This is a genomic window from Arthrobacter sp. CAN_A2 (assembly GCF_015752045.1).
Taxonomy (GTDB): Bacteria; Actinomycetota; Actinomycetes; order Actinomycetales; family Micrococcaceae; genus Arthrobacter_D.
This window is the reverse complement of sequence record NZ_JADOUS010000002.1, coordinates 424,886-449,070: the sequence shown is the minus strand read 5'-3', so window position 1 is coordinate 449,070 and position 24,185 is coordinate 424,886. Positions and strand designations below refer to the sequence as shown.

At 70.5% G+C, this 24,185-nt stretch carries 22 protein-coding genes and 1 pseudogene; 10 read left to right on the top strand and 13 right to left on the bottom strand.

Features of this window, described 5'->3' with window-relative positions; all coding sequences use genetic code 11:
• The first annotated feature begins 163 nt into the window (after nucleotides 1-163).
• Nucleotides 164-697 (top strand): DnaJ family domain-containing protein, encoded by a 534-nt coding sequence (locus tag IWX63_RS04200; protein ID WP_199276860.1) that lies wholly within the window; start codon nucleotides 164-166, stop codon nucleotides 695-697.
• On the opposite strand, the gene IWX63_RS04195 is transcribed toward IWX63_RS04200, so the two are convergent.
• The 4 genes from IWX63_RS04195 to IWX63_RS04180 form a co-directional block, all read right to left on the bottom strand.
• The gene (locus IWX63_RS04195) at nucleotides 694-2,772 is read right to left on the bottom strand and encodes a glycosyltransferase (protein ID WP_199276859.1); all 2,079 of its coding nucleotides are present in this window, start codon (nucleotides 2,770-2,772) and stop codon (nucleotides 694-696) included. The genes IWX63_RS04200 and IWX63_RS04195 overlap by 4 nt on opposite strands.
• 147 nt (nucleotides 2,773-2,919) lie before the next feature.
• Entirely contained in the window at nucleotides 2,920-3,603 is a 684-nt protein-coding gene (locus IWX63_RS04190; RefSeq protein WP_199276858.1) for an NADPH-dependent F420 reductase, read from the bottom strand.
• A gap of 34 nt (nucleotides 3,604-3,637) precedes the next feature.
• A complete protein-coding gene (locus IWX63_RS04185) occupies nucleotides 3,638-4,387 on the bottom strand; it encodes a response regulator (RefSeq protein ID WP_334685617.1) in 750 nt (249 codons plus the stop codon).
• Nucleotides 4,384-5,994, bottom strand: a complete 1,611-nt coding sequence (locus tag IWX63_RS04180) for an ATP-binding protein (RefSeq protein WP_199276857.1) — start codon at nucleotides 5,992-5,994, stop codon at nucleotides 4,384-4,386. The genes IWX63_RS04185 and IWX63_RS04180 overlap by 4 nt, the downstream gene beginning before the upstream one ends.
• Before the next feature lie 183 nt (nucleotides 5,995-6,177).
• Between IWX63_RS04180 and IWX63_RS04175 the strand changes: the two genes are divergently transcribed.
• From IWX63_RS04175 to IWX63_RS04160, 4 genes and pseudogenes are all read left to right on the top strand, one after another.
• Entirely contained in the window at nucleotides 6,178-7,185 is a 1,008-nt protein-coding gene (locus IWX63_RS04175) for a Bug family tripartite tricarboxylate transporter substrate binding protein (protein ID WP_199276856.1), read from the top strand.
• 3 nt (nucleotides 7,186-7,188) lie between these two features.
• Nucleotides 7,189-7,728, top strand: coding sequence for a tripartite tricarboxylate transporter TctB family protein (locus tag IWX63_RS04170; protein WP_199276855.1), 540 nt, complete (start codon nucleotides 7,189-7,191; stop codon nucleotides 7,726-7,728).
• Nucleotides 7,721-9,445 (top strand): annotated as a pseudogene (locus tag IWX63_RS04165) (tripartite tricarboxylate transporter permease). The gene IWX63_RS04170 and the pseudogene IWX63_RS04165 overlap by 8 nt, the downstream one beginning before the upstream one ends.
• Nucleotides 9,442-9,837, top strand: a complete 396-nt coding sequence (locus IWX63_RS04160) for a universal stress protein (RefSeq protein WP_199276854.1) — start codon at nucleotides 9,442-9,444, stop codon at nucleotides 9,835-9,837. The pseudogene IWX63_RS04165 and the gene IWX63_RS04160 overlap by 4 nt, the downstream one beginning before the upstream one ends.
• 179 nt (nucleotides 9,838-10,016) lie before the next feature.
• Here IWX63_RS04160 and IWX63_RS04155 read toward each other — a convergent pair whose 3' ends face one another.
• Together IWX63_RS04155 and IWX63_RS16710 are read right to left on the bottom strand one after the other, a co-directional pair.
• On the bottom strand, nucleotides 10,017-10,595 hold the full coding sequence (locus IWX63_RS04155; protein ID WP_199276853.1) for a DUF2231 domain-containing protein: 579 nt from the start codon (nucleotides 10,593-10,595) through the stop codon (nucleotides 10,017-10,019).
• Between the two features lie 76 nt (nucleotides 10,596-10,671).
• Complete coding sequence (locus IWX63_RS16710) at nucleotides 10,672-12,402, bottom strand: HNH endonuclease (RefSeq protein WP_334685616.1); 1,731 nt, start codon at nucleotides 12,400-12,402, stop codon at nucleotides 10,672-10,674.
• A 461-nt stretch (nucleotides 12,403-12,863) separates the two neighbouring features.
• Between IWX63_RS16710 and IWX63_RS04145 the strand changes: the two genes are divergently transcribed.
• Nucleotides 12,864-13,397: a GAF domain-containing protein gene (locus IWX63_RS04145; protein ID WP_199276852.1), complete on the top strand. Its 534-nt coding sequence runs from the start codon at nucleotides 12,864-12,866 to the stop codon at nucleotides 13,395-13,397.
• A gap of 32 nt (nucleotides 13,398-13,429) precedes the next feature.
• Here the strand turns inward: IWX63_RS04145 and IWX63_RS04140 are convergent, their stop codons facing one another.
• Entirely contained in the window at nucleotides 13,430-13,846 is a 417-nt protein-coding gene (locus IWX63_RS04140) for a VOC family protein (protein ID WP_199276851.1), read from the bottom strand.
• Nucleotides 13,847-14,011: 165 nt separating this feature from the next.
• On the opposite strand from IWX63_RS04140, the gene IWX63_RS04135 reads away from it, so the two are divergent.
• Nucleotides 14,012-15,031: an LLM class flavin-dependent oxidoreductase gene (locus tag IWX63_RS04135; protein ID WP_199276850.1), complete on the top strand. Its 1,020-nt coding sequence runs from the start codon at nucleotides 14,012-14,014 to the stop codon at nucleotides 15,029-15,031.
• 108 nt (nucleotides 15,032-15,139) lie between these two features.
• A complete protein-coding gene (locus IWX63_RS04130) occupies nucleotides 15,140-15,970 on the top strand; it encodes a GAF domain-containing protein (RefSeq protein ID WP_199276849.1) in 831 nt (276 codons plus the stop codon).
• A gap of 26 nt (nucleotides 15,971-15,996) precedes the next feature.
• Here the strand turns inward: IWX63_RS04130 and IWX63_RS04125 are convergent, their stop codons facing one another.
• From IWX63_RS04125 to IWX63_RS04100, 6 genes are all read right to left on the bottom strand, one after another.
• Nucleotides 15,997-16,917, bottom strand: a complete 921-nt coding sequence (locus IWX63_RS04125) for a hypothetical protein (RefSeq protein WP_199276848.1) — start codon at nucleotides 16,915-16,917, stop codon at nucleotides 15,997-15,999.
• A gap of 12 nt (nucleotides 16,918-16,929) precedes the next feature.
• Nucleotides 16,930-17,700, bottom strand: coding sequence for a DUF429 domain-containing protein (locus IWX63_RS04120; RefSeq protein WP_199276847.1), 771 nt, complete (start codon nucleotides 17,698-17,700; stop codon nucleotides 16,930-16,932).
• Between the two features lie 3 nt (nucleotides 17,701-17,703).
• A complete protein-coding gene (locus IWX63_RS04115; RefSeq protein ID WP_199276846.1) occupies nucleotides 17,704-18,147 on the bottom strand; it encodes a hypothetical protein in 444 nt (147 codons plus the stop codon).
• Between the two features lie 61 nt (nucleotides 18,148-18,208).
• The gene (locus IWX63_RS04110) at nucleotides 18,209-19,894 is read right to left on the bottom strand and encodes an amidohydrolase (RefSeq protein WP_334685615.1); all 1,686 of its coding nucleotides are present in this window, start codon (nucleotides 19,892-19,894) and stop codon (nucleotides 18,209-18,211) included.
• Nucleotides 19,895-19,934: 40 nt separating this feature from the next.
• Nucleotides 19,935-20,909, bottom strand: a complete 975-nt coding sequence (locus IWX63_RS04105) for an aldo/keto reductase (RefSeq protein WP_199276845.1) — start codon at nucleotides 20,907-20,909, stop codon at nucleotides 19,935-19,937.
• Nucleotides 20,910-21,151: 242 nt separating this feature from the next.
• Nucleotides 21,152-21,820, bottom strand: a complete 669-nt coding sequence (locus tag IWX63_RS04100; protein WP_199276844.1) for a ScbR family autoregulator-binding transcription factor — start codon at nucleotides 21,818-21,820, stop codon at nucleotides 21,152-21,154.
• Between the two features lie 45 nt (nucleotides 21,821-21,865).
• Here IWX63_RS04100 and IWX63_RS04095 point away from each other — a divergent pair, with 45 nt between their 5' ends.
• Entirely contained in the window at nucleotides 21,866-23,176 is a 1,311-nt protein-coding gene (locus tag IWX63_RS04095) for an AI-2E family transporter (RefSeq protein WP_199276843.1), read from the top strand.
• Nucleotides 23,169-24,137: a D-2-hydroxyacid dehydrogenase gene (locus tag IWX63_RS04090; protein WP_199276842.1), complete on the top strand. Its 969-nt coding sequence runs from the start codon at nucleotides 23,169-23,171 to the stop codon at nucleotides 24,135-24,137. The genes IWX63_RS04095 and IWX63_RS04090 overlap by 8 nt, the downstream gene beginning before the upstream one ends.
• Nucleotides 24,138-24,185 lie beyond the last annotated feature (48 nt).

The window sequence follows — 24,185 nt, the reverse complement described above, 5'->3', positions numbered from 1 at the left end:
CGTCCGCAGGGGAATCGGTTGCGGGCGGATTCCGCACCTCGGAATACTGGAGGGGACGGCACACGCGCGGGGAGGCAGCGGCATCGGCGAGTCACAGGAACACGGGGAGAGGCTGCGCAGGGCGGCCCAGTACCGCGCCGCCCAGGGCGATGCGGGTGACGCCATGGCCGAACGGCAGCGCCAGAACGGCGACGGCGGCGAGGCGGACGGGGAGCTCGCGCCGCTGCGCCGGGGCGAGGACGAGGCAAAGCGCGCACGCCTCATCGTCGACCGCGCCGTCGCTCGCGGTGACTTCGACAACCTGGCGCTCGCCGGCAAACCGATCCCCGGGCTGGGGGAGGGACACGACCCGGACTGGTGGGTCAAGGGCCTGATCCAGCGCGAGAACATCACGGGCCTCGGCCCCCGCGCCATCCTGCTGCGCACCGAGGACGCCGAGCTGGACGCCCGGCTCGACCGCCAGTACACCGAGCGGCAGGTCCGTGAGATCCTCGAGGACTTCAACGACCGGGTGGTCGACGCCAGGCGCCAGCTCCTCGGCGGCCCGCCGGTGATCACCCCGCTGCGCGACGTCGACGCCGAGGTGCAGCGCTGGCGCGACCGCAGGGCGTCGGCCCGCCGTGACGCCGAGGCCGCCACGCCACCTGAACCGCCGAGGACCTCGTTGTGGCGTCGTCTCCGGCGGGGCAGGAGCTAGCGCCGGAGGCTTCTCGCCTCCTGCCGCGCCGTGGCCGCGGCGATGTCCGACCGGTAGTGCTCGTACCCGCGGTAGCGGACGGCCTCGATGATGACGCTGAAGATGACGAGGTCGAAGACCACCCACACGATGTTGACCGACGTGCCGAGGATGTCCGCGTGCCCGAGGATCATGCGGATGATGCCGACGACGGCCGCCCCGGCCAGCAGTCCCATCGCCCAGAGCTGCGGCCTGACGAGGTCCCAGCGCAGCGTGGTGTCCTGCTGCAGGGTCTTCGGCGTGACGGCGAAGTCCAGGTCGCGGCCCAGGTAGACGTTGCCGAACGCCGAGGTGATGGACCGGATCCAGACGGGGAACAGCGCGAGGGAGTACTGCTGCCCGCGCCACGTCCTGACGCCCTTGCCGACGATGACGAACAGCAGCTGGTTGACCACCAGGAACGGGATCAGCCGCAGGAAGAACTCGGTGCTGATGGAGTCCACCGGGAGGATGCCGAAGACGAGGTAGATGATGGGCGCCGCGATGTAGATGATCGCGGCGAACCCTGAGAGGTAGCTCCACATCGTGGCCCCGTACATGAGCTTCTGGGCGAACGTCAGGCCCTTCTGCGCGAACGGGTTCTCGCGGAACAGCACCTGGATGGTCCCCTGCGCCCAGCGCAGGCGCTGGGTCAGCATCGAGTTCAGGTCCTCGGGCGCCAGGCCGTCGGCGAGTTTCTCGTGGTGGTAGGCGGACTCCCAGCCGAGGGAGTGCAGCCGCATGCAGGTGGCCATGTCCTCGGTGACGGAGATGGTGGCCATCGGCATGACGGCCTGCGCCTCGCCGGAACGCTCGGCGTTGACCGATTCGATGAGGACGCGGACGGCGTCGATCGCCGCGAGCGGGGACCAGGACCGCTGGGCCAGCTGGTCGAGGGCCGTGTCGTCGACGACGGCGAGGGCCGGGGTGCTCGCCGAGGCGCCCTCCAGCCCGGTCTCCAGGCCCTCCAGGCCTTCGATGCCGAGGTCGGCGAGGGAGGCCAGGTCGTCGTGGAACGCGGCGATGTCCGCAGCGACCAGGGTGCGGGTCACCGCCGTGACGCGCTGCTGGAACTCGTAGGTCACCTCGGAGATGCCGTGGCCCTTCTGCAGGCGACGGCGGACGCGGCGGAGGTCCTTCGCCACCAGGTCCAGCGCCTCGGTCACGCGTTCGTTGTCCGCGCCGAGGTTCTTCTTGGCCTTCGCGATGACCTTGTCGGAGGTCTTGAGGGCCTTGTGCAGGGCGAGCTCGATCTCCGTGACGTAGCGCGTGACCCCGAGCTGCATGAGCGCCTCACGGCGGATGATCGCGTTCGAGCCGCAGAAGAAGGCGGCGTTCCAGCCGTCCTTGCCCTGCTGGATCGGCCCGTAGAAGAGCGGAGCCTGGCTTCCCAGGGGGTCCGAGTCCGGCACGTTGACGAAGACCTGCGGGGTCTGGACCAGGGCCATCTTCTCGTTGGTGAAGTACCCGAGGGTCCGGTCCAGGATGAGGGGGTCGGGGATCTGGTCCGCATCGAGGATGACGAGGAACTCTCCGTCCGTGGACATGAGGGCGTTGTTCAGGTTGCCGGCCTTGGCGTGGCGCGGCATGTCCTTCCAGTCCGCCGAGCGCGTGATCCACCCGATGCCCTCCGCCTCCGCGGCCGCCCGGACGTCGGCGCGGTCGCCGTCGTCGAGGATCCACGTCTTGTGGGGGTAGCGGATGGCCCTCGCGGCCCGCGCCGTGGTCAGGACGAGGTCCAGCGGCTCGTTGTAGGTGGTGATGAAGACGTCCACGGTGAGGTCGGCGGGGGCCTCCGGCGGCTCGCGCCTCCTGAGCCTCCACACCGTGAAGCCGAACAGCAGCGAGTCGATCAGCGAGTACGTCTCCGCCAGGACCAGCGGGATCGCGATCCACCACGCGTCCCAGTTGATGGAGAAGAGCCACCGCCAGACGATGTAGTTCAGGCCGAGGACCGCCGTCACGAGCACGATGGCCCGGATCAGGAGCGCGCGCCCCCCGAGGGAGCCTTCCCCGCGCGCAGGATCCACGGAGAGACCGGTTGTCACTGTCCCCATGCCGCAGCACACTCCACTTCTGCTTCCGTGCGCCGAGGCACTGTCGGTGACTTGTGTGCGCCGGGTCGGCCGCACTGAGACGCTCACCGGGTCGCAGGGACCATGAAGCACTGGAACCAAAGTACCCGAGGGCCGCTCGGGCGGACGCTACCTGTCGGTGTACCGCGTCGCCTGCCCCAGCGCCTCGCGGATCCCCGCGGCGTCGAGTGCGGCGCCGTAGGCGGGGGTGTCGCGCTGGAAGCGCCAGCCCTCCGCGAGGGACCCCGCGTCCACGGCGTCGAAGCCGAACTCGTCGAGGAGCTCCACCACCGCCTGCCCGGCGTCGGCATCGTCCCCGGCGATCGGTAGCGCACGGCGGTCCGGCGTGCCGGCCGGCGTGCCGTCGGTGGTGAGCTGCGCGGAATGGATGTTGTTGAACACCTTCACCACGGAGGATCCGGGCAGGTGGCGCTGGACGAGCTCGCTCGTCGTCGTGCTCTCGTCCTCGAGTTCCGCGATCCGGCCGTCGCGCTGCGGATAGTAGTTGCACGTGTCGATGACCAGCTTGCCGGCGAGGGGCTCCACCGGGACCGCGTCGATGCTCTTCAGCGGGACGGTCACGACGACGACGTCGCCGTCAGCCGCCGCGTCCTCCACGGTGCCGGCGCGTGCTGCGGACCCGAGCTCCGCGACGAGGTCCTGCAGCGTCCCGGGCCCGCGCGAGTTGCTCATGATCACCCGGTAGCCGTGGGCGACGGCGAGGCGGGCGAGCTGCGAGCCGATGTGGCCGCTGCCGATGAAGCCGATCGTGGGGCGCGGGGCGCCTGCCTGGTCTGTCGCGTTCTCCGTCATGCTCTGAACAACCTTCCGGTGTCGCCGTTATTCCTCACCCGCGGGGAGCATCGTCCGTCCATACGTAGAACTTCTCCGGCCGGCCCGCGGACCCGTACTGCGGGACGATCCGCGCCTGCCCCCGCGAGACGAGGAATTCGAGGTAGCGCCTGGCGCTCACGCGGGCCATGCCGAGCCGGGCCGCGACCTCGGATGCCGACGTCCCGCGGCCCTGCCCTCGCAGGTCCAGCACGACGGCGTCGAGCGTCGGCGCGGAGAGTCCTTTCGGGGGCGCGAGCAGGGTCGTCGCCGTCGTCCCGGGCAACGCGGGTCCTGCTCCCGCCGTCGTGCCGAGGAGCTGGTCGATCCGGTGCTGGTCCAGTGCCGACGCGCTGTCGCCGGCGTGGGTGTCGAGCTCGCGCCGGTACGCCACGTAGTGGTCCAGCCGCTGGTTCAGGACCGCGGCGCTGAAGGGCTTCACGAGGTAGTGCAGCACACCGCCGGCCACCGCGGCCCGCACGGTGTCGAGTTCGCGGGCGGCGGTGATCGCCATGACATCGAGGGGTTCGCCGGGCCGGTTGCGCAGTGCCCGCAGCACGTCGATCCCCGACATGTCGGGGAGGTGGATGTCGAGCAGCACGAGCCGGGGCTGCAGCTCCTGCACGAGGTCGAGGGCGCGGGCTCCCGTGTGCGCGGCCCCGACGACGTCGAAGGCGCCGTGGGCCAGCAGGAACCCGGTGTGGATGCCGGCGACCTCGCGGTCGTCGTCGACCACGAGGGTGGGGATCAGCGCGGGCGTGGTCACGGCATTTGCAGCGTGGAGCGGGGTACGTCGGCGAGCGAGGGCGCGAGCCAGACCGTGAACTCGGCACCGCCGAGCTCCGCATCGTCGACGACGACGTGCCCGGAGCGCCTGCGCGCGATCCTCTCCACGAGCGCGAGGCCGAAGCCCCGCGTGCCGGTCCGGCCGCCGTCCTTCGTCGAGTACCCGGAGGAGAAGATGCCGGCGACGTCCTCGGGAGGCACGCCGGGCCCGTCGTCGGACACCGTGATGCGCACGCCGTCGTCGGTGGTCTCGAGGTGCACGGCGACCAGGCCACGACCGCCGTCGGCGGCGGCCTCCAGGGCGTTGTCGATCAGGATGCCGAGGATGGTGACGACGTCGGTGGTGCCGTCGGCCTCCAGCGTGGAGGTGTCGTCGATGGACAGCGTGATGCCCTTCTCCGCGGCGATGGTGCTCTTGGTCATGAGCAGGCTCGCGGCGTCCGGATCCTCGATGCCCGGGGCGATCGAGCCGGAGACCAGCGAACCGCCGTGACCGGACCGCGAGATGAAATCGACGGCCTGCTCCGTGCGGCCGAGTTCGAGCAGGCCGGAGATGGTGTGCATGCGGTTCGCGAACTCGTGCGCCTGGGCGCGCAGGGCCTGCGTGGCGTCGCGCTCGCCGTCGAGGTCCGTGAGCAGCTGGTAGAGCTCGGTGCGGTCACGGAGGATCATCACCCGCCCCACGCGGACGCCGTCCACGAGCGCGTCGGACGTCCGAGCGAGCAGCACACGCTCCCCGGAGAGCACGGTCTCGTCGGTGTCCGCCGGATCGGTGAGGAGCCGGGCGAGGGCGGGTTCCATGACGGCGGCGGCGGGCCGGCCGGTGGCGTCGTCGTCGAGGTCGAGCAGTCTCTTCGCCTCGTCGTTGAGGAGCACGATCCGGTGGTGGGCGTCGACGGCGACCATGCCCTCGCTGATGCCGTGGATCATGGCGTCGCGCGTCTCGAGGAGGGACGCGATCTGCTCGGGTTCGAGCCGGTAGATGCGGCGCCAGACGAGCCGCGAGATCCAGATGGCGCCCGCCGAGCCGACGAGCGCGGCGACGATCAGCCACGCGAGCAGGCGGGGGAGGTCCTCGTAGAGGTCGGCGTCGAGTGCGGACTCGAGGACCCCCACCGACGCGGTGCCGATGATGTCCCCGTCGGTGTTGTCGCCGTCGGCGTAGACGGGGACCTTCACGCGCCAGGACTCGCCGAGCGTGCCGGTCTGCGTGCCCACGAAGATCTCCCCCGAGAGCGGGACGGAGGGATCGGTGGAGACGGGCTCGCCGATCAGCTCCGGGTTGGGGTGGGAGTACCGGAGGCCCTCGGCATCGGTGACGACGACGTAGGTCACCCCGGTGGACTCACGGATGAGGTCGGCGATCGGCTGGATGGTGGCGCTGGGATCCGCCTCGTCGAACGCCTCGATCACGGAGGGCAGCTGCGCGACGGACTGGGCGACACCGACCATGCGGTCCTGGTACTGCTCCCGGATCTGCAGCCGCTGCATCGCGACGGCGGTGGAGCCGGCGACGGCGACGATCACCAGCACGATGGCCAGCTGCAGCAGGAACAGCTGCGATCGAAGCGGCATCGTCCTGATCATCCCCACAGTGTGACACGCGCCCTGGCGTCACATTCATCCGTCCTCGCCGATCAGTCGTGACCACAAAGACCACTACGAGCACTACGACCGCATGCTTTACCGCCGCTCGGCGGCCTTCCTAGCCTGAGGACAGCTGTGGTGACCCGCATCACATCCCGCATTCAGCTCAAGGAAGAGAAACCCATGACGATCGATCGCACAACGGCGCGCCGTTCGAGCTTCACCGCCCTCGCCCTCGCCTCCGCGCTCGCCCTCTCGGCCTGCGGCTCGATGACCGAGAGCGCCACCGCCGAAGGCGCGGAGGGGACCATCGAGAAGCTCAACATCGTGGTGCCCGCCGATCCCGGTGGAGGCTGGGACCAGACCGGCCGGGCCATGGAGGCCGACCTCAAGGAGAACGAGCTCGTGGGTAACGCGTCCGTCGTCAACGTCGGCGGCGCCGGCGGCACCAACGGCCTCGCGAAGCTCGCCACCGAGACGGATCCGAACACGCTCATGGTCATGGGCTACGTGATGGTGGGCGCCGTCGAGACCAACAACGCGGCCAACCGCATCGAGGACACGACGCCGATCGCCCGCCTCACCGAGGAGCCCCTCGTGATCGTGGTGCCCGCGGATTCCCCCTACCAGACCGTGCAGGACCTGCTCGACGACGTCGAGGCCAAGGGGCAGGGAGTCTCCATCACGGGCGGCTCGGCCGGCGGCGCGGACCACATCCTCGCCGGCTCCGTCCTGAAGGAGGCGGGCATCGCGTCCGAGAACCTGAACTACATCCCGTACTCCGGCGGCGGCGAATCCCTCGCGGCCCTGCTGGGCAACAAGGTCGATGCGGGCATCTCCGGGGTCGGCGAATACGCCGAGCAGGTGAACGCGGGCAAGCTGCGCGCCCTCGCGGTGTCCGGGGAGGACGCCGCACCCCAGCTGCCCGACACCCCCACCCTCACGGAGGAGGGCATCGACCTCGTGCTGACCAACTGGCGCGGCGTCGTCGCCCCCGGCAGTATCGACGACGCCCAGGTGGACGCCCTCACGCAGCTCGTCACCGACCTCCACGCCACGGACACCTGGAAGGCCACCCTCGAGGAGAACAACTGGGCGGATGCGTTCCTGACGGGCGACGAGTTCCAGACCTTCCTCGACGAGGACATCGAGAGCGTCACGACGACCCTCACCGACATCGGACTGCTGTAGGCCATGAGTACCTCGGTCCAGAACGCCGGGAGCGGCACCTCCGCCGCTCCCGGCAAGCCGGTCGGTGAGCTGGTCTTCGCACTCATCATCGTGAGCATCGGTGTGCTCGGCTTCGTGGCGGGCGCCGGCATCCAGACGCCGCCATCGGCCAGCGACATCGGGCCGCGGGCCTTCCCGTTCGCCGTCTCCGCGCTGCTCCTCGTCGTCGGGGCAGGCCTGGTGTTCCAGGTGCTCCGCGGCCACCGGGGGGCAGCGGACGACGGCGAGGACGTGGACCTCGACGCGACGACCGACTGGCTGACCGTCGGGAAGCTCGCAGGGCTCGTGCTGCTGCACGCCTTCCTGATCGTCCCGCTCGGATGGCCCCTCGCCGCCGCGATCCTGTTCTTCGGTGCGGCCTGGTCCCTCGGTGCCCGCCCGTGGTGGCGCAACCTGGTCACCGCCGTCGTCCTGGCCCTGGTGCTGCAGTTCGTCTTCGCGGGGCTCCTCGGTGTCTCGCTGCCGCCGGGCTTCCTCGAAGGGTTCGGTGTCTTCGGTGGATAACTTCTTCCTGCTCATGGAGGGCTTCGCCACGGCGATGCAGCCCATGTACCTGCTCTTCGCGCTCGGCGGTGTGCTCGTCGGCACCGCCGTGGGTGTCCTGCCGGGCATCGGGCCGGCCATGACCGTCGCGCTGCTCATGCCCATCACCTACAGCCTCGAGCCGACGGCGGCGATCATCGTCTTCGCCGGCATCTACTACGGCGGCATGTACGGCGGGTCCACGACCTCGATCCTGCTGAACACTCCCGGGGAGTCGTCCTCGATCGTCACGGCGCTCGAGGGCAACAAGATGGCGAAGGCCGGCAGGGGCGCGGCGGCGCTGGCGACGGCGGCCGTCGGCTCGTTCGTGGCCGGCACCATCGCCACGGTCCTGCTCAGTTTCGTGGCACCGTACGTCGCCGCCTTCGCCGTGCAGATCGGCCCGGTCGAGTACGTGGCGCTGATGATCGTCGCGTTCCTGACGGTCGGTGCACTCCTGGGCTCCTCCGTGCTGCGCGGACTGGCCTCCCTCGGGCTCGGCCTGTTCATCGCGCTCGTCGGCTTCGATGCACTCACCGCCCAGCAGCGCTACACGTTCGGCAGCCCGTTCCTGGCGGACGGGATCGACGTCGTCCTCGTGGCCGTCGCGCTGTTCGCCGTCGGCGAGGCACTCTACGTCGGGTCCAGGCTCCGTCACGGGCCCGTCAAGGTCATCCCGGTCACCGGCGGCTAGACCAGCTGGCTCCGCAAGGAGGATCTCCGCCGATCCTGGAAGCCGTGGCTCCGCGGCACCATGATCGGGTTCCCCGTGGGTACCATCCCCGCGGGCGGCGCCGATGTGGCGACGTTCCTGTCCTACGCCTCCGAGCGCAAGCTCGCGAAGGGCGAGCACAAGAAGCAGTTCGGCAAGGGCGCCATCGAGGGGGTGGCCGGTCCGGAGGCGGCGAACAATGCTGCGGCCGCCGGCGTCCTCGTCCCGCTGCTGACGCTCGGCATCCCGACGACGGCGACCGCCGCCATGATGCTCGTGGCATTCCAGCGCTACCAGATCCCGGTGGGGCCGCAGCTGTTCGAGTCCAACAGCACGCTCGTGTGGGCGCTCATCGCGAGCCTCTACGTCGGCAACCTGATGCTGCTCGTCCTGAACCTGCCGCTCGTGGGCATCTGGGTCAAGATCCTCCAGATCCCGCGGCCCTACCTGTATGCGGGCATCCTGGTGTTCGCGGTGCTGGGGGCGTTCTCGGTGAACTTCACGCCGATCGACGTCATCATCCTCCTGATCGTGGGCATCCTCGGGTTCTTCATGCGGCGATTCGGCTATCCGATCGCGCCGATGGTGGTGGGCCTGATCCTGGGGCCTATCTTCGAGAGCCAGCTGCGGCGTTCGCTCGCGATCTCGCAGGGTGATCCCGTGGCGCTCGTGCAGTCGCCGGTCGCGGCGACGATCTACGTGGTCCTGATCGTCATCTTCGCGCTGTCCCTCCTGCTCAAGCGTCGCCAGCGCCGGTTCGAGGCCATGGTGGCGGCCGACGTCGACAGGCCCGCCCTTGCCGACGCCGACGTCCGTGCCCCGGCCACTGCCGATGCCTCTGGTGCAGGCGCCGGCGCGCTCGCCGACGCCGATGCCCCGGCCGATACCCCCACCATCGTGCGGGGAACCGCATCCGGGTCCGAGACTGCGGTCACGATGACCGCGACGCGCGCAGCCACGACTGGCCGAGAGGACACCGACCGATGAGCACGATCGTGGTGGGCTATGTGCCCAATGCATTGGGGGAGGCCGCGGTCTCCGAGGCCGTCCAGGAGGCGAGGCGACGGGAGGCGGACCTCGTGGTCATCAACACCACGCGTGCCGACCGCCTCGTGAACCCGGCCTACGCCGACGACGAGGACGTCTCGAAGCTCGACGCCATGCTCCGGGCCACAGGCGTCCCGTTCTCGGTCCGCCACAGCATCTCGGAGGCCACGGCGGCCGAGGAGGTCGTGGATACGGCGGAGGAGCTGGGCGCCGAGCTGATCGTGATCGGGCTGCGCCATCGCACGCCGGTGGGCAAGCTGATCATGGGCTCCACTGCGCAGACCATCCTGCTGTCCGCGCGCTGCAGCGTCCTGGCGGTCAAGCTGCCCTGACGGCTGGTCCTGATGACTGGATCCGACCGGTCCTGATCGCACGACGACGGCGGGCTGCCCTGAGGGTGGTCCGCCGCCGTCTGCCGTGCCGGGGATTGTCGTCGCTCCTGCCGTGACCGGTCCTGCCGTGACCGCTCCTGCGGTGACCGCTCCTACCCAGTGCCGGGCGACCGGCCCAATCAGGGATCTTCACCCAGGTCGTCTGCGGCAAGGGTTCCACTGGCCGGTGATGCGGTCCGGCGGGCGGTTCCACGAGTGAGGGCGAGGTGGCCGCCGAGGAATCCGGATCCGGCCACGATGGCGTTCCCGGCGAGGCCGAGGCTCGTGCCCAGGGCGAAGCGGCCGCGCCTGCGGGCTATCAGCGACCCGAGGAGGAGGAGGATGGCGATGTCGGTGCCCAGCGCATGCACCGCCGCGATTCGCCGCTCGGCTCCCTCCATGCCCGCCCAGTCGCCGGCGCCGGAAAGCGCCGTCGGAACGGCGGCCACCACCCCGGTTCCGACCAGCAGCGTGGCGCTGCTGCGGGACTGCGCTCCGCCGCCGAGATCGAGGATGGACGCACTGAGCCAGCACCCGAGCGTCACATCGGTTAGTGGCGGATGGATCGAGTGGCCGAGGACGCCGGTGTGGAAAGGGCTGCTCCGGACCCAGTCGATCAATGGTCCGTACAGGACCTCCTGCGCCCTCGCCACCTTCTCCGAGACGGGGCTCGCCCCCACGGACCGGGCTACGCGCTGCGGCAGTGATAGTGCATCCACGCTGCAGAACCCTAGCCCTGTGCGGTGCGGGGACCCAGTGCCGGAAGTCCCGACGGGATCGAGGAGTGATCCGTACTCACGCGGCAACCGGGTGGAATATGAGGACGATCACCGGGTGCACCGGCCGTCGGGTCCTTCCCGGCAGGGGTGTTTTTGGCAGGGCTGTTCCCGGTAGGTGTGGTGCGACGGAGACGTACGTGTGTCCGGTGGGGGTGCGCCGCTCGATCGCATGCGGTGCTCCGGGTAGGGGTCGCGAGGACCAGCCCAGGCCTTCCTTCGTGTAGTTGCAGCTTTCGCACAACCCCTGGCCCCCGTCGGCGCTCGTGGTACCGGTGAGGCGCCATGGAACGACGTGGTCGGTATGCCGGATCGGCGCGTCACGGTACGGCGTACGGCAGGTCGCGTCCCTCGCAGTGATCAGGCGCCGCAGTCCCGGCGGAAAAAGCCGGGCCCGCGAGTCCATCGCCACCAGCTGTCCGCTGTCCGGGGCGGTGTAGAGCCGCCGCAACCAGACCTGGGCGGCGGAGTCATCGGCTTCGCCGGCACCATCGCCGCCAGGGACAGGGACAGGGACAGGGACAGGGGAGGTGCTGCCGGTGCCACCGTTGATGGTGGTCTTCCGGCGGTTCCTGCCGCTGGCCTTGTCATCGGCTTCGTCCACGATGCCCAGAGCATCCATTCGGCGCTCGGTGTCCGCGGCGTCCCAGGTATCGGCGGTGTTCCCTCGGGGAACGCCACAGCTGTCGGGGCCACCCCGGAGCAGATCCCGGGCGTACTGCGCCGGGACGCAGCCGTAGCCCGGCAGGTATGCGGGCTCGCTGTCACCCTGGAGCAGGGTCCGATCGGTCATGATCAGCTGGACTTCTGTCCGTACCGACCCGGCGGGCGAGCCGCTGAGACGTTCGACGAAGGCGTCGGCCATCAGTTGCCCACGTCCGCGCCCGTGGCTCTCCCCAGCGCCGACCTGCGTGTCCGCATGACGCGAGAGTGCGGAGTACGCCTTGATGGCCTCGGCTGCGGGAAGCAGAGCTGTCAGGTAGGCCATGGTGTCCGGAGCCGGCCGACAACTGACATAGCGTTCACTGACGGCTTTGCGCGCTCTCGCCACGGCGGCCTCGGGCTGGAGCCGGTATGCGATCTTGCGCGTGCGGTTCTTCAGCCCCTGGGTGCCGACGCCTTCGAGGGCGCCCGTATCGGCTGCCAGCTCGGCGTCCACAGCACGCCGGTCCTCGGCGCTGAGGCAGATGGTTTCGCGGACGATCACGGTCACGCGCCACTCGTTGAGCTGACCTGATTCCAGAGCCGCGAGGGTATGCGGCATGTCGATGATCAGGGTTCTGGCCAATCCCAGCAGCCGCGAGCCCTGGTGCGGGGATTCCCGCCGCGCCAGGGCGACTTCGGCCCCCACGCCCCGGCCACGCTGGTCGGCCGGCATCTTTGCGGCCGCCTCCGCTCGCCGTCGAGCGGTGTCCAAAGCCAGGGCTGTGCGGGCCTGGTCGGCCGTTAGCGCACTCTTCAGGTCCTCGACCGCTCGCATACGGGAGACCAACGATTCCTCGTAGCCCTCGGGGATGGCATCAGGCGTGCCTGCGACAAGCGGCCTGCCGCAGGCGGTGCATGCCCCGGCCGGATTGCCGCCCGCAGCATCGCCCGGCGAGGAGTCCGCCGGTAACGACGAGCTGGCGGGTGACGACGAGGAAGTGTTCGAGGATGCAAGGCTCGTGATCCACCCGCGCACCTCGGAGGTGCTCACGCTCGGCCCGTACGCGCCGTGCGGGCCTTCATCGTTGTGGCTGTTGTAGAACATGTGTACTATTTTACAACCTGTTATATAGAACACAAGAGCTAACACTATGTATTGTCGCCTCCACGCGACATCCTCTACAAGGAACGTCTCGACCACGCTCATGGCCCGCAATATCTTGATGACCCCGGGCAGCGTGTCCGACGAGAGGAGGCAGCCGACGCCCCCGGCGTGCTGCTCACCGGCTTCGATGGTCGTGTCCTCTCGACGGTGCTGGAGATCGCGGGCGAGGAGCAGATGCCGACCTTCCCGTTGGTCTGCGCCTGGCCGCTCTTCGGACAGGACGGGAGCCTGGCGGGGGAAAGAGGTGAACCAGGACGGAATTCAGGGAAAAGTTCGCTAAAATTTCTGCTTTGTGTGCCATTCGGGGCCGTCGGCTTGAGATCTGTCAGCCAGTATGGATATATCCGTTGCTTTGGTCAACGGATGGTCTCCCCCACCCCCACACTTGAGCGGACTCTTCTTTGCCGACCCCCCTCTCCCTCGTCGCGCCCGCTCCTTCGGATCTGCCGGCGTCGCTCACGGCCCGTGCGACCGAACGTGAAAGGCTGCGTTCCCTTCACCGGTCGAACCTCCTCGATACAGGCGACGAGGAGCGCTTCGACCGCCTGACGCGCTACGCCCAGATCCACTTCGCGACCGCGACGGCGATCATCTCGCTCATCGCCGAGGATCGGCAGTATCTCAAGTCGTTCGTGGGGTCCTTCCCGCGCTCCATCCCGAGGAACGCCGCGTTCTGCAACGTGACCATCAGGAGCGAAGACACCCTGGTGGTGCCCGACCTGCTGGAGGACGAGCGCTTCCGGGACAGCCCCTTCGTCGTGGGACCACCCTTCATCCGTTTCTATGCCGGAGTACCGCTGCGCGGACCCGGCGGCTGGTTCGTGGGCAGCCTGTGCATCCTCGACACCGAACCCCGGCAGCTCGATCAGCGTGCGCTCCTGCAGCTCCGTAGCCTTGCCGACCGGGCCGAGCTCGAGGTGAACGGGGCGAACTAGCGCTCCACCGGAGACTTATCGACGTGCTGTCGTTACGCCTTGGGTGCGAAGAGTTCGAGGGCGATGCCGTCCGGGTCACGGAATTCCAGGATGTAGCCCGCGCCGATGTCCTTCACCCCGGCGTGCAGGATCCCCCGGCCATCCAGTTGCGTCGCGGCGTCGTCGAGCACGTCCCTGCCCTCGACGGTGAAGGACAGGTGGTCGAGGCCTACGCGATTCTCGTCGAAGGCATCGTCCGCCACCGGCCGCAGCCCCAGGAGGGTGTCGCCGAGCTGGTAGATCACTCCGCCGAACAGGAAGCCGAGCTGCTCGCGCGTGTTCTCGTCCGCGTCCTCCGGCACCTCGAAGGCGACGGGCAGGCCGAAGACGTCGTCGTAGAACGCACGCGAGATGTCGATGTCGGTGACCGTGAGGCGGACGTGGGCATAGGCCTTGATGGGGATCGTCATGGTCGCAGTCTTGCATGCCGGGCCGGCCGGCGGGGGGAGCGGGTTCGAGGCGCTCCGTCGGCCGTCGATCGGCCGTCGCGCGGGACCGAGGGAACGGGGGAATGCCGGAATGGGGGAATGCCGGAACGCGGGAATGCGGGACCGTGCCGTGGCGCTGCACCCGGCATGAAGAGAATCGGGTTCCTGTCCTTCGGCCACTACCAGGATGTGCGGGGTTCACTCGTTCCCACCGCACAGGAGGCGATCGTCCAGGCGATCGAGCTGGCCGTGGCGGCCGAGGAGCTCGGCGTCGACGGCGCCTACGTGCGCGTGCACCACTTCGCACCGCAGTACTCGGCGCCCTTCCCGCTGCTCTCCGCCATGGCCGCGCGGACGAAGACCATCGAACTGGGCACCGGCGTCATCGACATGCGGTACGAGAACCCGCTGTACATGGCGGAGGAGGCCGCCGTCACCGACCTGGTCAGCAACCGGCGCCTGCAGCTCGGGATCAGTCGCGGATCTCCCGAGACCGCACTCGACGGCTGGCGCACGTTCGGCTACCTCCCGAGCGAGGGCTCCGACGACGCGGACCTGGCACGTGACAAGGCAGCGCTCTTCCGTCACGCGATCACGGGCCGCGGGATCGCCGATCCCAACCCGCGGATGTCGGGCAGCGCCTCCAGGCTCCCGATCGAACCGCTCTCGCCCGGACTGCCCGAGCGCATCTGGTGGGGATCGGGAACCCGGGCGACGGCGCGATGGGCGGGGGAGCAGGGGATGAACCTGATGAGTTCGACCCTCCTCACGGAGGACACCGGCGTCCCGTTCGACGAGCTGCAGGCGGAGCAGATCGGCATCTTCCGCAAGGCCTGGGCGGAGGCCGGGCACGGGTGGACCCCGAGGGTGTCGGTCAGCCGCAGCATCCTGCCGATCGTCAGCGACGCCGACGAGTACTACTTCGGCGTCCGCGCCCAGCGGGAATCGCGGGACCAGGTGGGAATCCTCGACGGCGCCCGGTCCCGGTTCGGCCGCAGCTACATCGGTGCCCCGGACGTCATCGCCGCAGAGCTCGCCGCCGATGCCGCGGTGCAGGCGGCCGACACCCTCCTGGTGACGATCCCCAACCAGCTCGGTGTGGATTTCAACGCGGCGCTCCTCGGAAACATCGTGCAGCTGGTGGCTCCCGGTGCCGGATTGCGCTGAGATCGGTGTCCGGGCTTTTCCCCGGCCCGATCCTGAGCTACCGTAGAACCATAAGCATGCTGATCTTCTTGGGGGACAGCATGATCCAGAACCTCGAGGAGAGAAGCCGTGCACCAGGTCCAGCTGGGGCTGATGCTGACCGCGTTGTCGGCGGGCGGCTTCTCCCTCGAGAGGGTATGGCTGAACTACTGCGCCATGGGCGGGCTGATGACCGAGACCCAGGTGGGTGCCTTCCTGCAGGGCGACTCGAGCACGGGCGACATGGGCCCGGGCGATCTCGAGCGCGACATCCTCGCACACGCGATCAACGAGATGTTCTGGGATCGGGACCTGCCCAGCTGCGTGCCCTACGTCCTGGATTCGATGGGCTCCGCCCGGACCTCCGAGGGTCCGAGCATCAGCGCGGCGGCGGCGTGGTTGCTCACCGAGGAGGAAGCCGAGCAGGAACGCCTGCGGTCGCTGACCGCGAGTGGCCTGCTGGCCTCGGGTCCTGACCACGCGCTCGACGCCCTCGTGGTCGAGGCCCGTGACACGTTCGCCGTGAGCTCCGCGAGCGTCTCCCTGATCGGTGCGGACCACCAATACCTCAAGGCGTCGGTCGGGCCCCTGCGCCAGCTCCTGCCCAGGCGGGAGAGTTTCTGCGACGAGGTCATCCGCACGTCCGCTCCGCTGGTGCTTCCCGACACGCTGGGCGACCACCGGTTCCGTCACCACCCCCTGGTGGTCGACGAACCCTCCCTGAGGTTCTACGCGGCGTATCCGCTGCGCGGACCCGGAGGGTGGAACATCGGGACCTTCTGCATCCTGGATCAGCACCCCCACGGCTTCTCCGCCGGCGACCGCCGCGTCTTCCACGGGTTCGCGAACCGTGCCCAGTGGGAAGTCCGGCGGCACACGGACGACGGCGCCGCGCCGTGCAACGAGATGAGCGGGCGCTGACCTGACGACCGACCGCGGATGCGGCGTCACTCGTCCAGGAGTCTCCGGGCCGCGTCCTCTGCCGCTTCCGCCTCCTCCACCGAGCGGGCGGAGGCCTCCGATTCGCGGGCCAGGGCGGAGCTCTGCGCGTCGACATCGGCCAGGTCCCGGCGCAGAGCGCCCAGGCGTTCCTCGAGGTCCCCGATCGACGCGGTCAGCCCGTCGCGCCGATCGATGATCCGGTCCGCTGCCTCGGTCGCCGCCGCCAGCCGGTCCCGCGCGTCGGCGAGGGCTTCGCGGGCTGTGGCGAGACCTGTCTCGGCCTCGCGGCGCCGACGCGCTGAGGCCTTCCGTGGGAGCTCCCTCTGCTGGCCGGCATCGTCGTCGCCGGTTCCGTCCGCGGCATCGGACACTGCGTCGGACACTGCGTCGGAGACGGCATCAGACGACGGCGCGGGAGGCGTGAAGGGACCCGCGACGGCGCCGTCGAGGTCCACCGGATCCCAGCCGCTCGCCTCGAGGGGGCGTACGAGCCGCCCGGTCAGGACGGCGGCCGCCGCAGCGGGGTCGGCGAGGGCAGCGCGCAGGGTCTGCTCGACGCCGGGGAGTGCCGCGGGACCGACGTCGTGCCCCATCTCCGCGGCGGCGTCCAGCGCCTGGCGTGCGACGGCGGCGAGGAGGCGCTGCCGCTGCTGGCCCAGCGCGTGCAGCCGTGCCCGATCGAGGCCCGCCTGTGCTTCCTCGAGCGACGCGGCCAGCTCCAGCACCTGCTCCACCTCGCCGCGACGGCGGTCGACGAGCACGTTGACGAGCCACGCGGCCGACGACGGCTTGGGGAGTGTGCGCAGGGCGGCGGCGAGCTCCCTGTCCCCGGCCTTCGCCGCCTCCTTCGCCGCCGTGTTCCGCGACGCCGTGAAGCGGTCGAGCGAAAGGACGTACAGGGTGCCGGCCCATTCAGCCAGGTCCATGACAGCTGCCTCCTACCTCGGTTCCGTGTGCGTCGCGCCCCCTGGTGCGAGTTCCCCCAACCGTCCCACGGGGAGCGCTATCCAGCCCTCCCGGCGCGCCTGCTCCCGGGACTCCGGCGGCACCGCGTGCGTCCGGCCGAGCGCGTGCGCGCGGGCGGCGAGGGCTGCGATCACGGCGTCGAACGCGTCGTCCGAGGAGATCATGAGCTGCCGGCCGGCGCTCCCGAGGTCCAGCCAGGGCGCTTCGTCGAGGAGCCGGTGCAGCAGGGCGTCACGCAGGCCGGCGTCCTTCTTGTAGCCCCGCGTGTCGAAGCCCCAGCCCCGCAGCGTGGCCGAGGGATACACCTCGACGGCGGTGCCGCCGCCCGAGCGGTCCACGGGTGCGCCCAGGGCATCGCCGATCGCATCCAGCAGGACGGCGCAGTGCATCGCCGTGAGGCCGAGCCGGTCCGTCGCGACACTCAGCGGCCACCGGCCCGTGATGTCCCGGGTCACGCGGTCCGTCGCGCGGTAGGACAGGCGGCGGCGCCATGCCATGCCCTCCTCCGCGTCCCCGTCCACGCGCCGGCCCTCGGCGTGGCGGGTGACGAAGGTGACGAAGTCGTCCGGCCACCCGAACGCGCAGTCGATCCCGAGTCGGTCGACGCCGGGTGCCACGGCGGCGATCTCCGCATCAGCGACCCCGACGCGCACGTCCACGGTGGCCGTGGGGAGGGACCAGTCGACCACCGCCAGGGCCGTGCCCCTGGATTCTGCGGCGAGATCCACGCCGGCCGTGAGCACGGCCTACCCTGCGTCGGCCGGACGGATCGCGAGATTGGGATGCAGCAGTCCGTAGCCGTCGTCCGTGAGGGCGTTGCGGTCGATGTCGTCCGGCAGGAGCACCACCGTGGCCCTGTTGTCGCGCATCGCCGCACCGGCCGTACCGCGCTCGAGCGGCGCACATTCCAGGCCCACCCCGATGCCCTCCTCCGCCAGCAGGCAGACGGTGTCCTCGCTCGCGCTGCCGGCGGCCGGCCTGGCCGCGAAGTACTCGACGCCGTCCTGCTCGGCGAGGAACCGCGTGGTCGCGAGGTCGATCCCGTCGAGGTCCGTCTGGATGGTGAGGATGTCCTGCTCCGTCTGGTCCTGCTCGAGGACATCGAGCACGGGACCGCCCGCACATCCGGACAGCACGAGGGCCGCCCCCACGCCCGTCATCAGGAGGCGGGTTCTCGTGGTCGGACGCATGGATCTCCTCGGCGCGGTGGAACGGTCGGTGGTGCCTCCAGCCTAGCGAAGCAGGCGCACGCTACCGCTCGAAGACCACGCGCCCGCCCGCGACCGTCAGGTCCACGGCCACCGTGTGCAGCTCCGAGGCGTCGACGGCGAACGGGTCGACACCCAGGACGGCGAGGTCCGCGGGGAGGCCTGCGCGGAGCATGCCCGCCGTCGACCGGGTGACGCGGGCGGAACCGGCCGTGTAGGCGGACAGGGCCGCGTCGAGGGTCAGCGCCTCCTCCGGGACCAGGGGCGGGATGCCCGGATGGTCGGGGTGCGTCCGGTTCACCGCCACGTGGATCGCCTGCCATGGATCGGCGTCGGACACGGACCAGTCGGAGCCCATCGCGAGCGGGGCGCCGCCGGACACCATCGACGCGAACGGGTACTGCCACTGCGCCCGGTCCTCGCCGATCAGGGGCACCGTGAGGGACCGCATCTGCTCGTCGCTGCAGGCCCAGAGCGCCTGCGCGTTGACGGTCACCCCGAGGTCCCCGAACCGCGGGACGTCGTCGGGGTGCACCAGCTGCACGTGGGCCATGGTGTGCCGCGGCCGCCAGGAGTCGTCGGACGGCACCCGGGCCCTGGCCTGCGCGACGGCGTCGAGGGCGGTGCGGACGGCACGGTCGCCGATGGCGTGCAGATGGAGGTCGAACCGCGCCGCCTGCAGGGCGGCGACGACGGCGTCGAGCACCTCGGGCGGCAGGTAGGTCGGTCCGCGGTCGTCGTGGGGGGCGGCCACGCAGCCGCAGCCGACGGGCTCGTAGGGGTCCAGGAGGGCGGCGGTCCGGTTCTCGGGCACGCCGTCGACCATGATCTTGGCGCTCGACGTCGGGAATCCCGCCTCCGCGTTGATGCGGCGGCGTTCGCGGAAGTCCTCGATCAGGTCCGGGATGTCCTGCACGGTGAGGCCCCGGGGGACCCAGAGGGCGCCGGTCGCCCTGCCCGTCAGTCGGCCCGAGGCCGCGAGCGAGCGGTAGGCGGGGGCGGCGTCGGGGTAGCCGGCGTAGTCGCCGATGATCGCTTCCTGCCAGCCCGTCACGCCGAGGGCGTGGAGGTGGCGCTGGCCGTGCAGGATGCCGGCCTCGACGGCGGCCCGGGTGATCGGAGGCAGCAGCCGGGCGACGAGGGACATGGCCCCCTCGTGCAGGATGCCGCTCGGCGATCCGTCGGCCCGGCGGCCGATCCGCCCGTCGGACGGGTCGGGGGTGCGTTCGTCGATGCCTGCCCGCCCCAGAGCCGCCGTGTTGACCCAGGCGCTGTGGTGGTCCCGGTTGATGAGGTAGACCGGCCGGTGCGGCACGACGGCGTCGAGCACGAGGGCATCCGGGAAGCCGCCGTCGTAGTCGCCCTTGTACCAGCCGGCCCCGGTGATCCAGTTTTGGCCCCTGCCCGGGCCCTCGGCATAGACGGCCACGGCACGCTGCACCCCGGCCGCCCCTCGGTGCTCCGCGAGGTCGCACGCGAGTGCTTCGATACCACCCATGAAGGTGTGTGCGTGGGCGTCCGTGAAGCCGGGGGTGAGGAGGCGTCCGCGCAGGTCGACGACGTCGGTGCGAGGACCGGCCGCGGCGAGGGCCTCGGCGTCCGTCCCGACCGCCGAGAGGGTGCCGCCCGCGACGGCGACCGCCGTCGCGGAGGGGTGGAGGGACAGGCCGTCGAAGACGCGGCCGTTGAGCAGGACGAGATCGGCGGGCAGGACGGGATCGGCGGGCATGCGGGTCAGCGGCCGCCGGTGGGGACGGGGAGGACGCGCATCAGAACCCGACGAGGGGATGGGGCACGTAGTGCTCCTCGAGCGCGAGGACCTCCGCGTCCGTCAGCTCGAGGTCCAGGGAGGCGAGAGCGTCCTCGAGGTGCCGGGGTTTGCCGACCCCCACGATCGGCGCGGACACCACGGGATTGCGCGACACCCAGGCGAGGGCCACCTGCGCGCGGGTGACGCCGCGGGCCTCCGCCACCGTGCCGACGGCGTCCGAGACGCGGCGGTCGGCGTCGAGGGTGCCGTAGAGCGTCTTGCCGAACTGGTCCGTCTCCGAGCGCGACGTCGTCTCGTCCCACGGGCGTGTGAGCTTCCCGCGCGCGAGCGGGCTCCACGGCAGGACGCCGATCCCCTGGTCCGCGCACAGTCCGTACATCTCGCGCTCCTCCTCGCGGTTGATCAGGTTGTAGTGGTCCTGCATGGTGGCGAACCGGGTCCAGCCGTTGATGCGCTGCAGGTAGAGGGCCTTGGAGAACTGCCAGGCGTACATCGAGGACGCCCCGAGGTAGCGCACCTTGCCCGCCTTGACGACATCGTGCAGCGCCTCGAGGGTCTCCTCCAGGGGCGTCGCGGGATCGAACCGGTGGATCTGGTAGAGGTCCACGTAGTCGGTCCCGAGGCGGCGCAGGCTGTTGTCCAGTTCCGCCAGGATCGCCTTGCGCGACAGCCCGGCGCCGTTCGGCCCCTCGTGCATGCGGCCGTGCACCTTCGTGGCGATCACCGTGTCCTCGCGGCGCGTCAACTCGGCCAGCGCGCGGCCCACGATCTCCTCACTGGAGCCGTCCGAGTACACGTTGGCGGTGTCGAAGAAGTTGATGCCCGCCTCCACGGCGGCGCGGATCAGGGGACGGCTCTGCTCTTCCGGCAGGGTCCAGGCGTGGTTGCCGCGGTCGGGGGTGCCGTAGCTCATGCAGCCGAGGGCGAGCGGGGAGATGTCGAGGCCGGTCGAACCGAGTTTCACGTAGCGCATACGTCACCTTTGCTGGCGTGGGGGGGTCCTGCCAGCGTAGCCCGTGCCCGGCGACCGGGAGGGCGACCGGTGGGGCGCGTCGTGCCCGGTGGAGTTCGGGCGGCCCACGGAAGCGAATCGCTTCCGTGGGCGCCCGGGGCACGATCCCTCGGGACCGGGCAGGGTACTTCCCCCACGGAGACCCTGCAGTGCCAGCAGCAACACTAGCGGCGATCGGCCAGAAAACAAACCGTCCGACCGGTTTATTCCGAAGGACCGTCACGGAACAGTGCCACGAGCTGCGGGACCTGCTCCTGACGGTCCGCGACGACGACTCCCGGCAGGAGCATCTGCCACAGGTCGGCGAGCCGCTCGACCACGTCTGCCCTGCCCGTGAGGACGTTGGACACCATCTGCACGCCGGTGTAGCAGCCGACGACCACGTGTGCGAAGGCGTCGGCGTCCAGGTCCGGGCGCAGGTCGCCGTCCTGCTGCGCGATCGCGGCCAGCTCGCCGAAGAGCGACGCCCAGTCGAGGTAGGGCCGGCGGACGTCGTGCCCGAAGGCCGACGCCTCGAAGGTCAGGCGGATCCCGGCGCGCATGACGGAGTGTTCGATCAGCTGCAGGGTGAATCCGCGGCAGATCAGCACCATCGTCTCCAGCGCCGGCCGCCCCAGCGCCTGGACACGGGCGCCGTCCGCCGACGCGATCGCGTGCTGCTCATCGATCACCGCCTCCGCCAGGGCGTCCTTCGACGCGAAGTGGAAATACAGTGCCCCCTTGGTGACCCCTGCCGCGGAGGCCACGGCGGCCAGGGCGGTGTTCCCGTACCCGTGCTCCTCGAAGATCCCGGCCGCGGAGAGGATGATCGCCGAGCGGGTGGACCGTGCGCGCGCCTGCTGTCGGGCCGGGGGGAGTATTGCTTGCCTCATGGGGCAATTCTCCGGTACGAGGCGCTGTTAGGGCAGGATGGCTACGTGACACGCGAGAACCCCGAGAGCCTTGGCGGCCGGAACGACACCCCCGCCGACACCGGCACCCCCACCGACACCGGCACCCCCACCGACACCGGCACCCCCACCGGCCACGGCAGCCAGGGAGCCGAGCCGCACGGGTCCACCGTGGCCCGCCGCTTCCGCCCCCGCGCGCTCGCCGACGGGCTGCGCGTCAGTGCCGTCTGGACCGCCCGGGCGCTGATCGTCCTCGCGGGCCTGGTGGTCCTCTGGTACGTCACCGGGGCGCTGTGGTCGATCGTGCTGCCCACCCTGTTCGCGCTGCTCCTCGCCTCCGTGCTCTGGCCCGTCAATCGGTTCCTGCGCAGGGGCCTGCCGAAGGTCCTGGCGGCCCTCGTGACGCTGGTCGGTTTCCTCGGGGTCGTCGTCGGCATCGGGGCGGCGACCATCCCCGCGATCGCGGGCGGCATCGCCGAGCTCTCCGTCCTGGCCCGCGACAACGTCGCCGATCTCGTCGACTTCGTCGCCGGGCCGCCACTGAACTTCGACGCGGCCAGCCTCGACGAGGTCGTCGACACCGCCCTGACCCAGCTCCAGGCGAACGTCGGGAACGTCGTCACCGGGATCACGGCCGGGCTGAGCGAGCTGACGTCCCTGACCGTCGTCGTGCTGCTGGCTCTCGTCTTCACGTTCTTCTGCCTCAAGGACGGCGACCGGTTCATGCCGTGGGCGTCCCGCTGGACGAACTCCGCCGCCTTCGGCCACGCCTCGACGATCGCCAGCGGGACCTGGAAGACCCTCTCCTCCTACATCTTCGCCCAGGCCACCGTCGCGCTCGTCGATGCCCTCTTCATCGGGCTCGGCCTCGTGCTGCTGGACATCCCGCTCGCCATCCCGCTGGCCGTGCTCGTGTTCTTCTCCGCCTTCATCCCCGTGGTCGGGGCGATCGTGTCCGGCCTCGTGGCCACCCTCGTCGCCTTCCTCGCGTACGGCTGGGTGAGCGCCCTGCTGGTGCTCGGACTCGTGGTGCTGGTCCAGCAGCTCGAGAGCAACTTCATCCAGCCGCTACTGGTGGGCCGCACGCTCGAGATCCATCCCGCCGTTGTCCTCGCCTCCGTGACCGTGGGCGGCACCCTGTTCGGGCTCATCGGCGCATTCCTCGCGGTCCCGACGACGGCGGTCGCGATCGTGGTGCTCCGCTACCTCCGTGACCTCTCCACCGAGAACAGGCCGGAGCGGGGCGCGGGGGCCGTCGCCGGCCCGCCCGAGGGCCCCGGGGTGACGACGACGGAAGCAGGGCCCCTCGGTCACAGCCCCGAGCAGTCCGGTGCGTGAGCGCCCCGTGGTGGCCGTGCTCGAGGGAGCACGGCCGGTGCGGGGGCTCGAGCGTGTCGCCGGGCTCGCCGAGGTGAGGGTCGCGCAGGCCGCCGACCTCGACCGCGCGCTCGAGGGCGCCGACGTGCTCTACCTGTGGGACTACTTCTCCGGGGCGCTGCCCGCCGCGTGGCATGCCGCAGGATCCCTGCGCTGGCTGCACGTCGCCGCGGCCGGCGTGGACAAGCTCCTGTTCCCCGGGCTCGTGGCCTCCGACGTCGTCGTCACGAACGCGCACGGCGTCTTCGACCAGCCGATGGCGGAGTACGTCCTCGGCGCCATGCTCCACTCCGCGAAGGGCTTCGGCCCGCTGCGCGATCAGCAGCGGGCCGCCCGGTGGACGTGGCGCGAGGGCCGGAACATCGCCGGGACCCGCGCGCTCGTCGTGGGCACGGGCAGCATCGGCCGCCACACGGCGCGGCTCCTCCGCGCCGTCGGGGTGCACGTCGAGGGGGCGGGCCGCACCGCCGTCGGGCACGACGACGACTTCGGCCGCATCCATGCCTCCGCCGACCTCGCACGGGTGGTGCGCGAGGTCGACTGGCTCGTCCTCGTGGCACCCCTCACCCCGGCCACCGAGAACCTCGTGAGCGCCGAGGTCATCGGCGCGCTGCCGGCCTCGGCGGTCGTGATCAACGTGGGCCGGGGCCGGCTCGTGGACGAGGAGGCGCTCGTCCGCTCCCTCGCGGACGGGAGGATCGCTGGCGCCGTGCTGGACACCTTCGCCGTCGAGCCGCTGCCGCCGCACCATCCGCTGTGGTCCCTGCCGACGGTCCTCGTCACCCCGCACCTGGCGAGCAACGCCGATTCCTGGCTGGACGACCTCGCCGCGCAGTTCGAACGGAACTTCCTGCTCTACCTGGAGGGCCGGCCGCTGCCCGGCGTCGTCGACAAGGCGCTCGGGTACGTCCCCTCGAGCTAGCGTGGGCAGGTGACGGCGCGGGCCGCCGGTGATTGGCGCCGTCCACGC